Raw genomic sequence first — 6,286 nt, forward strand, 5'->3', positions numbered from 1 at the left:
CCTGCCGAGACCGGGCGTGCTGCCCGGGGTGGTCGGCTCGCAGTGCGCAAGACCTACAATCCAAGATCGGCTTGAGGAGCAGCTATGCCGTTCTTGGTCACCCCGGCCCCCAACCTTGCATGGTTTTCTGTCCGGCTCTGGAATTGGTTGCTCGCTGGTGGTTGCCGGTCTTCGTAGGTGATCCCCTTGCGGTTTTGGGTCTGGCTTCCGCGCTGTGGGCTTTGTAGGGGATTTTGGTGGGCAGGCCGGGCTTTGTGGTGGGTCTTGCGTACGCACCTCGCCGGTTGCGGTGATTGCGGGTCAGGTGACTTAAAGCGCCTAACACGATCTCTAACCCGCTCACTTGACCGATCGGCGCCAGCAGATCAGGAGGGCTTGGGATGATCGGTTCGGTGCCGCGCTCGCGGCAGGCCGGACGGAACGCCGCACTGCTGTAGGCCTTATCCGCCAACAGCGTGGCGGGTACGTTCGCGCCACTGGTCAGCACGTAGATCGGGGTGCCGTTGCCGTCGCAGATCAGGTGGTGTTCGGAGCCGGGCTTGGCGCGGTTGACCGGCGACGGACCTGTTCCGGCGCCCCCTTCTTCGCGTCGATGTGACTGCCGTCCATCGCCGCACGTGACCAGTCGATCCGGTTCGCTGCGTTCAACCGTGCCAGGAGTATCTGGTGCACCTGGTCGAACACGCCGGCCTCGGTCCACCACTGCAGACGGCGCCAGCAGGTCCACGCCTTGCTCACGACGACCCGAGCGAGACTGATCTTCGCCTCGCAACGCTGATCAGCATCGATTCAACAGATCGTGTGAGGAGCTTTTGTTGTCGTTCTTTCGCATGCGGCAAGGCCACGGTGAGGTTGCGTGGTTATGCGCGGGCGGTGCGCCACAGGCGGGAGGGGTTGCTGTCGCAGCGGTATTGCACGATTGCGGCGTTCAGGGTGGTGCTGCCGCCGGCTGGTGAGAGGCACAGGCCTGTGCTGACGTTCTGGAGGTACGAGAAGTAGCCCTCGGGGACCAGGCGCCAGGTGCGGGCGGGGTTGCCGTCGCATTGGTACTGGACGATCGGGATGTTGTCGCCGCCGACGCCACCGGCCGGGGAGAGGCACAAGCCGCTGTTGACGTTCTTCAGATAGAAGGCGTCGCTGGTGTAGTCGTCGACGAGGTTCCACAGGCGAGCGGGGTTGCCGTCGCATTCGAACTGGACAGCGGCGACGTTGAGGACGGTGCTGCCGCCGGCGACGGTCAGGCAGAGACCGCTGTTGGAGTTCGGGATGTGGTAAACGCCGAGGAGACTCCATCCCCGGGCCGGGTCCTGGTCACAGGCGTACTGCACGAGAAGCACGTTGATGGTGGTGCTGCCGCCCGCGGGAGACAGGCACAGGTTGCTCCCCACGTTGCGGATCAGGTAGCCGTTCGGGCCGTTCACCTGCTGCCAGTAGCGTGACTGATCCGAGTCACAGGTGTACTGCACGATGGTCAGGTTGAGGCCGCTGCCGCCCCCGGCGGGAGAAAGGCATTGGCCGGTGGCCACGTTCTGGATGCGGAACCGTCCATCGGTGCTGCGGCTGTAGAGCTGTCGCCAGGCCCGGTTGGTGTTGTTGTCGCAGTAGTACTGGACGATGGCGGTGTTGCCGGCACCACTGCCGCCGGCCGGGGCGAAACAGAGGCGGCTCTTCGCGTTCTGGATCCTGATGGTGTCGGCCGGATCGGCGGCGCCGGCGGGTGCGGCCGACAGGAAACTCGCGAGCAGAGCAATCGCCGCCACCACAAGAATGGACCTGCGCCTTCGTAGGAACGTACGGGTCAAAGAACGGGATGTGTGGACGTCAGTCATGGACGGCCTCCTTTTCGTTGGCCCTGACGCTACGGAGTCCGGCGCATTCGCTGATCCTCAAAACGTGCCAGCCGACGCATTCCGCGCCGCCGCCGCGCATTCGTCGGGACGGAGGATCAGACCGCCACCAGCGCGCGGTGGTCGGCCTCGACGCGCTGGCCGTAGTAGGTGCCGGCGAGCACGAGCGCGATCCCGGCGACGGCGACCGCGGTCAAGTGCTCCCCGGCGATGCCCACCCCGAACAGCACCGCCCACACCGGCTCGGTGCCCAGCAGCAGGCTCGCGCGGGCCGCCGACGTACGGCGGATCGCCCACAGTTGCACCAGGAAGGCGAACACGCTGCAGCCCAGCGCGAGATACAGCACGCCGAGCCACTGTCCCGGCCCGAAGGCCCGTACCGCCGTAGGCAGAGCGGGGGCCGCCAGGACGGTGAACAGGGCCGCGCCGACCATCATCTGCAGCCAGGTCAGCGTCACCGTGTCGTACCGCCGGCCGTCGGTCAGCCGCCCGGACAGCGTGACGTGCGCCGCGCGTACCACCGCCGCGGCGAGCATCAGCGCGTCGCCCGCCGTCGGCGCCCGCAGGCCCGGGCCGGCGACCAGCAGCACCACGCCGGCCACCGCCACCGCGGCGGCCACGAAGAACCGGGGCGGCAGCCACCGCCGGCGCACGGCGCCCTCCAACGCCGGCGTCAGCAGGATCGTCAGGCTGATCAGCACGCCGGCGTTGGTCGCGGTGGTCAGCGCCACCCCGTACGTCTCCAGGACCAGCACCGACGCCTGGGTGAGACCCAGCAGCGCCCCGACCCGCACCTCAGGCCGGGTCAGCCGCCGCCCGGCCATGACCGGCGCCAGCGCCACCGCCGAGATCAGGAAGCGCAGCGCCAGCACGGCCAGCACCCCACCGGCCAGGACGAGAGTCTGGGCGGCCAGATAACTGCTGCCCCACACCACCGCCACGGCCAGCAACAACAGATCGCTGCGGCGTATCGACATGAACGCAGCCTGGAGCTGGACTATCGTGAAGACAAGACGTGAACCTCTCAAGCAATGGTGTAGTGACGCCTAATGGATCTGCATCATCTGCGCCTGCTCAGGGAGCTCGGCGACCGCGGCAGCGTCGCCGCCGTCGCGCGGGCGATGCACATCACGCCCTCGGCGGTCTCCCAGCAACTGCGCTCGCTGCAACGCTCAGCGCGCGTGCCCCTGACCGAGCGCCGCGGCCGCCGCCTCGTGCTGACCGAGGCGGGCCGGGCCCTCGCCGCCGCGGCCATCGAGGTCTCCACCGCACTCGACCGCGCCGGGCGCGCCGTGGACGCCTACCTCGACAACCCGGCCGCGCCCGTCACGCTGGCCGCCTTCCACAGCGCCGGGCTCACCTACTTCGGTCCGCTGCTCACCCGGGCCGGTCTGCCCCCGCTGCGGTGCTCGGACCAGGACGTACCGCAGGCCGGCTTCCCGGCCCTGGTCGCCGACTACGACCTGGTGCTGGCGCACCGGCTGGCCCACAGCCCGCCCTGGCCGGCCGACCGGCTCACGGTCGTGCCGCTCGTCCACGAACCGCTGTACGTCGCGATGCCCGCCGGCCACCGGCTGGCCGCGAAGACCTCCCTCACCACCGGCGACGTCACCACCGAGCCGTGGATCAGCGTCCGCGAAGGATTCCCCATCGAAGGCGTCCTGACAGCGATCGCGGCCGCCGCCGGCCGGCCCCTCGACGTCGTCCACCGGGTCAACGAGTTCACCGTCGTGGCCGCGATCGTGGCCGCGGGCGGTGGGCTCGCACTGCTGCCCGGTTACACCAGCCGGCCCGAACCCGGCGTGGTGCTGCGGCCGCTGGCCGACCTACCGGTCGGGCGCCACATCGACGTTCTCGCCCGCCCGGAGAGCCTGCACCGGGTCGCGGTACGCGCGGTGCTCGACGCGCTGCGCGAGATTGCGACCGAGTCGGGACGCCCGCCTCAGGCGTGACCGGCGGCACTCCACAGCGACCAGCAGATATCGACAAACATCAGTAGGGTCGGGCACTGTGAACCGACTGACGATCCCCTGTGCCCTGGGCGCCATGACCGTTGCGCTCCTCAGTGGGTGCTCCTCGGACGAGCCCCCTCAGACCGGCACGGCTGCGCCCGCGGCCTCCACGGTGTCCGTGGTGCCCAGCTCCGCTTCCGTCGACGGGCCCACGGTGTCGGCTCCGGCCGCGGCAACGGGAGGGGCTGCGGCGCTGTGCCAGAAGGTTGCTGCGGCGAAGCTGGCGTTGAACGAGGAGCTCAAACGGGTGGTCGCGCCCGGCGGAAAGGTGCCGCCGGCGGAAGGCAAGAAGGTGATGACGAACCTGGCCGCCACGTTGAGCGATCTGGCCGCATCCGGCGACGGCGAGCTGAGCGACGCGCTGGACGGACTGTCGGCCGAGGCGTCGAAGGCGGCCGCTGCCCCCGACCCGGTGCAGGCGGCGATGAGTCCCTCGTTCGACGCGGCGGGTCAGAAGGTCGACAAGGCCTGCGCGAAGCCCTGACCGGAGTCAGCGATCCCGTCGTCGATGACCCGGACTACTCGTTCGGTACGGCGGGCCACCTGTTGTGCCTCCAGGCGGTCGGCGAAGACGACCAGGCGGCCACGGGCGTCGGTGACGTCCGGGACGTCAGTCCAGGAATGTCACGGTCTCCGACAGGGGCGCGCGGCGGACACGCGGAGGCGTGAACGTCGGATCGGCGAAGCCGATCGACATGCCACAGAACAACATCCGCTCGGGCGGCGGTGCGGTCACCTCTGCGACGCTGCGGTGGTACTCCGCCCACACCTCCTGGGTGCAGCTGTGCAGCCCCTCGGCCCGCACCAGCAACATCACCGTCTGGAGATAGATGCCGATATCGGCCCAGCGCGGCGCCGGCATGTCCCGGTCCAGGTAGCAGAACAGTGCCGTGCCGGCGCCGAAGCAGTTCCAGTTCTCGGCCCGGATCCGGGCGCGTCCGGCGCTATCGCCGCGGGCTATCCCGCGCGAGCCGTAGATGCTCTCCCCCAGCGCCGCCATCCGGTCGGGGTAGGGCGGGCGCAACTCGGGCGGGTAGGTCGCGAACTCCCGCTCGTCGCCGGAGTCACCGCCGGCGACCCGGCGGGCAACGGTCTTCTTGAGCTGGGCCAGCGAGTTGCCGGCCACGACGTAGACGTGCCATGGCTGCACGTTGCTGCCGGACGGGGCATCGACGGCCGCGGCGAGCACGCGCTCGAGAACCCCGCGGGGGACGGGCCGGTCGGTGAATCGGCGGACCGACCGCCTCGTCCGTATCGCGCTGTAGACGTCCATCGGTTCCATCAGCGTCGCCCGGTCGCCGGCCGCGGGCACGGCGGCCGGGTCAGCGCGAAGTACGACGCGGCGGCGACCAGCAACCCGACGCCCCAGAGCGTGTAGCCGCCCATCTCCAGCAGCAGCGGCACGAACGGGCCGCCGAAGTCACCGCGGATCCAGGCGATCATCCCGGCGATGCCGAAGTACGCGGTCAGGCTCGCCCCCATGAACAGACCGGTACCTAGCACCAGCCAGCGGGGCACCGCCCGGCCGCGCAGCGGTCCCGTCCAGGCCGGCCACAGCCGGCCCCAGCGATGCGCCAGGGCCAGCGGCAGCACAGTGCCGGCCAGGCTCATCAACACCATGAAGATCACCAGCGCGGTCAACGACGGGCCGTCCGTCCGGGCATCCGCCGACGGCCACCGGCCGGCGATCGTGTCGTTGAGCCACACGCTCATCCGGGCCACGTAGCCGGCGACGGCCAGGTAGGCGCCGGCGAAGGCCCAGCCGGGCGCCTGCTCGGCCCGGCTCTCCGGCGATCTGCCGTGGACCCGGCCACAGGACTCGCAGGGACGGGCGGCCAGCCGGCGCTCGCCGGCCGCGATGATCAGGCAGAGGACTCCGCCGGTGACGCCGCTGCCGGTCGCCAGAAGGCTGGCGGCGATGCCGGTCTGGGGGCCCTCGAACAGCAGGGCGACCATGATGACCGGGAAGAGGAACGAGTACACACACAAGGCAGCGCCCGCGACGGCATTGAGCATTGCGAGCGCGTAGCGGCCGCTGTCCGTCAGCTCGCGGCGATCGGCGACCGCGGCGGAGAGGCATCCGGCTGCCGCGAAGGCGCCGAGAACGACGGGGACCCATCCGCCCGGGAAGTACGACTCCCGGCCATGGAAGAAACGCGGTCCGCCGGTGGTGGCCCACCACAGGTGGACCACGACGTAGGCGATCTGCCAAGCGCCCGCGACGAGTTTCAGCCGGCCATTGACCATCATGATTCCGACACCATGGTCGCAGTCTCTGCGTTTCCGCTTAGGTGACGCTGAGGGGGTCTCAGCTGGCGCTCAGCTGGGCGTCTTGTCGAGCGGGGTTGATTTTCTTGCGGTGGACGGTTGGGGGCCGGGGTGACCAAGATCGGCTTGAGGAGCAGCTATGCCGTTCTTGGTCACCCC

Annotated in this window: 7 protein-coding genes; 2 read left to right on the top strand and 5 right to left on the bottom strand. The window is 69.8% G+C overall.

Annotated features, from left to right (window positions below; translation table 11 throughout):
* Positions 1-97: 97 nt before the first annotated feature.
* The 3 genes from ACWEOZ_RS44010 to ACWEOZ_RS44020 form a co-directional block, all read right to left on the bottom strand.
* A complete protein-coding gene (locus ACWEOZ_RS44010; RefSeq protein ID WP_451916626.1) occupies positions 98-727 on the bottom strand; it encodes a hypothetical protein in 630 nt (209 codons plus the stop codon).
* Between the two features lie 133 nt (positions 728-860).
* A complete protein-coding gene (locus ACWEOZ_RS44015) occupies positions 861-1,760 on the bottom strand; it encodes an RICIN domain-containing protein (RefSeq protein ID WP_451916627.1) in 900 nt (299 codons plus the stop codon).
* A 185-nt stretch (positions 1,761-1,945) separates the two neighbouring features.
* Complete coding sequence (locus tag ACWEOZ_RS44020; protein ID WP_451916628.1) at positions 1,946-2,824, bottom strand: DMT family transporter; 879 nt, start codon at positions 2,822-2,824, stop codon at positions 1,946-1,948.
* Between the two features lie 72 nt (positions 2,825-2,896).
* On the opposite strand from ACWEOZ_RS44020, the gene ACWEOZ_RS44025 reads away from it, so the two are divergent.
* Both ACWEOZ_RS44025 and ACWEOZ_RS44030 read left to right on the top strand, forming a co-directional pair.
* Entirely contained in the window at positions 2,897-3,799 is a 903-nt protein-coding gene (locus tag ACWEOZ_RS44025) for a LysR family transcriptional regulator (protein WP_451916629.1), read from the top strand.
* 181 nt (positions 3,800-3,980) lie between these two features.
* Positions 3,981-4,343 carry a hypothetical protein gene (locus ACWEOZ_RS44030; RefSeq protein ID WP_451916630.1) on the top strand — a complete coding sequence of 121 codons (363 nt, stop codon included), beginning with the start codon at positions 3,981-3,983 and terminating at the stop codon, positions 4,341-4,343.
* 126 nt (positions 4,344-4,469) lie between these two features.
* On the opposite strand, the gene ACWEOZ_RS44035 is transcribed toward ACWEOZ_RS44030, so the two are convergent.
* Positions 4,470-5,171: a nitroreductase gene (locus tag ACWEOZ_RS44035; RefSeq protein WP_451916631.1), complete on the bottom strand. Its 702-nt coding sequence runs from the start codon at positions 5,169-5,171 to the stop codon at positions 4,470-4,472.
* Positions 5,141-6,109, bottom strand: a complete 969-nt coding sequence (locus tag ACWEOZ_RS44040; protein WP_451916632.1) for a hypothetical protein — start codon at positions 6,107-6,109, stop codon at positions 5,141-5,143. The genes ACWEOZ_RS44035 and ACWEOZ_RS44040 overlap by 31 nt, the downstream gene beginning before the upstream one ends.
* Positions 6,110-6,286 lie beyond the last annotated feature (177 nt).

It is taken from the genome of Actinoplanes sp. NPDC004185 (genome assembly GCF_053603475.1).

Bases quoted from the DNA above. Each gene is read 5' to 3' on its own strand.
- ACWEOZ_RS44020 (WP_451916628.1), bottom strand. From the start codon at position 2,824: ATGTCGATACGCCGCAGCGATCTGTTGTTGCTGGCCGTGGCGGTGGTG.
- ACWEOZ_RS44025 (WP_451916629.1), top strand. From the start codon at position 2,897: ATGGATCTGCATCATCTGCGCCTGCTCAGGGAGCTCGGCGACCGCGGC.
- ACWEOZ_RS44040 (WP_451916632.1), bottom strand. From the start codon at position 6,109: ATGATGGTCAATGGCCGGCTGAAACTCGTCGCGGGCGCTTGGCAGATC.